The 2,164-nt window shown below is 66.5% G+C and carries 1 protein-coding gene; it reads left to right on the forward strand.

Annotation, left to right across the window (positions count from 1 at the left end; translation table 11 throughout):
- The first annotated feature begins 158 nt into the window (after positions 1-158).
- Complete coding sequence (locus HET64_RS38225) at positions 159-1,985, forward strand: bifunctional UDP-sugar hydrolase/5'-nucleotidase (protein ID WP_215111816.1); 1,827 nt, start codon at positions 159-161, stop codon at positions 1,983-1,985.
- Positions 1,986-2,164 lie beyond the last annotated feature (179 nt).

Genomic DNA, 2,164 nt, shown 5'->3' on the forward strand with positions numbered 1-2,164 from the left:
GTGCGGGGGTTTCGGTCATGTGTTCACTGTGGCACGGGGGTGGTGTGTCGTGGTGGGTGTCGCGTGGTCATCAGATCGAAACCTGTGCGGGGTGTTGTGCGTGGTGGGTGCTGGGCCAGAATCTACGCGCGTTGCCCCACTGAACGAGGAGTGAAGAGATGCCGTTGAACCGTAGGACGTTTCTGGGCCGTTCGGCTGCCGCCGGTGCGGGTGCGGCGATGGCGGGAGGTGCGGTCGTGGGCTCGGCCGGTGCGGCGGAGGCGAAGGGGCACGGCCATGGGCATGGTCACGGGCGTCCTCCGAAGCGGTACTCGTTCACGGTGATGGGCACGACGGACCTGCACGGGAACGTCTTCAACTGGGACTACTTCACGGACAAGGAGTACGACGACTCCGCGCACAACGATGTCGGTCTGGCGAAGATCTCGACGTTGGTGGAGCAGGTGCGCCGGGAGAAGGGCCGTCGGAACACGCTGCTGATCGACGCGGGCGACACGATCCAGGGCACGCAGTTGTCGTACTACTACGCGAAGGTCGATCCGATCACGGCGCGGCGTGGTCCGGTGCATCCGATGGCGCAGGCGATGAACGCGATCGGTTACGACGCGGCGGCGCTCGGGAATCACGAGTTCAATTACGGCATTCCGGTGCTGCGGAAATTCGAGGAGCAGTGCGACTTTCCGTTGCTCGGGGCGAATGCGCTGGACGCGAGGACGTTGCGGCCGGCGTTCGCCCCGTATGTCATCAAGCGGATGCGGACGCCGTACGGGCGTGATGTGCGGGTGGCGGTGCTGGGGCTGACGAATCCCGGTATCGCGATCTGGGACAAGGCGAACGTGGGCGGGAAGATGGTGTTCCCGGGTCTGGAGGAGCAGGCGGCGAAGTGGGTGCCGAAGCTGCGGTCGATGGGTGCGGACGTGGTGCTGGTCTCGGCGCATTCGGGTTCTTCGGGGACGTCGTCGTGGGGTGATCAGTTGCCGTACGTGGAGAACGCGGCGGCTCTGGTGGCGGAGCAGGTGCCGGGGATCGACGCGATTCTGGTGGGGCACGCGCATGTGGAGATCGCCGAGCACTTCGTGACGAACAAGGAGACCGGGAAGCGGGTCGTGCTCTCGGAGCCGGCGAAGTGGGGTCAGCGGCTGACGCTGTTCGATTTCGATCTGGTGTGGGAGAGGGGCCGCTGGACGGTGGAGAAGGCCGGTTCGCGGGTGTTGAACTCCAACACGGTGCCGGAGGACCGGGGGGTGACGTCGCTGCTGCGGTCGGAGCACCGCAAGGTGGTGGAGTACGTCAACCAGGTCATCGGTACGTCGGTGGTGGCGATGTCGACGGCGGACGCGCCGTGGAAGGACGAGCCGATCATCGATCTGATCAACCAGGTGCAGACGGAGACGGTGCGGACGGCGCTGGCGGGTGGGGAGTTCGCGGCGTTGCCGGTGCTGTCGCAGGCTTCGTGTTTCTCGCGTACGGCGGGGATTCCGGCCGGTGAGGTGACGATCAAGGACGCGGCGGGGCTGTATCCGTTCGAGAACACGCTGGAGGCGCGGCTGCTCACGGGTGCGCAGTTGAGGGAGTACCTGGAGTATTCGGCGCGGTATTTCGTGCGGACGGCCGCGGGTGGTCCGGTGGACACGGCGAAGCTGACGAACGCGGACGGGATTCCGGACTACAACTACGACGCGGTGTCGGGGGTGACGTACGACATCGACATCGCTCGGCCGGTGGGTTCGCGGATCGTGGGTCTGTCCTTCGAGGGGAAGGCGATCGATCCGGCGGCGCGGTTCGTGTTCGCGGTGAACAACTACCGGGCGAGTGGTGGGGGGAACTTCCCGCATGTGCCGGGTGCGCGGCAGGTGTGGGCGGATTCGGACGAGATCCGGAACACGATCATCGGGTGGGTGCGGGAGAAGGGGTCGGTGGATCCGGCGGCGTTCGCTTCGGTGGGGTGGCGGCTGACGCGTGATGGGGCGCCGGTGTTCCCGTAGTGCCGGTGTTTGCGTAACCCCGGTGTTCCTGTGGTGCCGGTGGTGCTGTGATCCCTTGGCGCCGGTGTTGCCGTAGCGCTGTGTGCGGTGGGTTGTTCGTTCGGCCCGGGTCTCCTTCGGTGGGGGGCCCGGGCCGTTCGTTGTGCGGGGCTAGACGGATTGGCTCAGGGGGACGAGGG

Origin of the sequence: Streptomyces sp. McG3 (assembly GCF_018619185.1) — a bacterium.
GTDB lineage: Bacteria > Actinomycetota > Actinomycetes > Streptomycetales > Streptomycetaceae > Streptomyces.

Bases quoted from the DNA above. Each gene is read 5' to 3' on its own strand.
- HET64_RS38225 (WP_215111816.1), top strand. From the start codon at position 159: ATGCCGTTGAACCGTAGGACGTTTCTGGGCCGTTCGGCTGCCGCCGGT.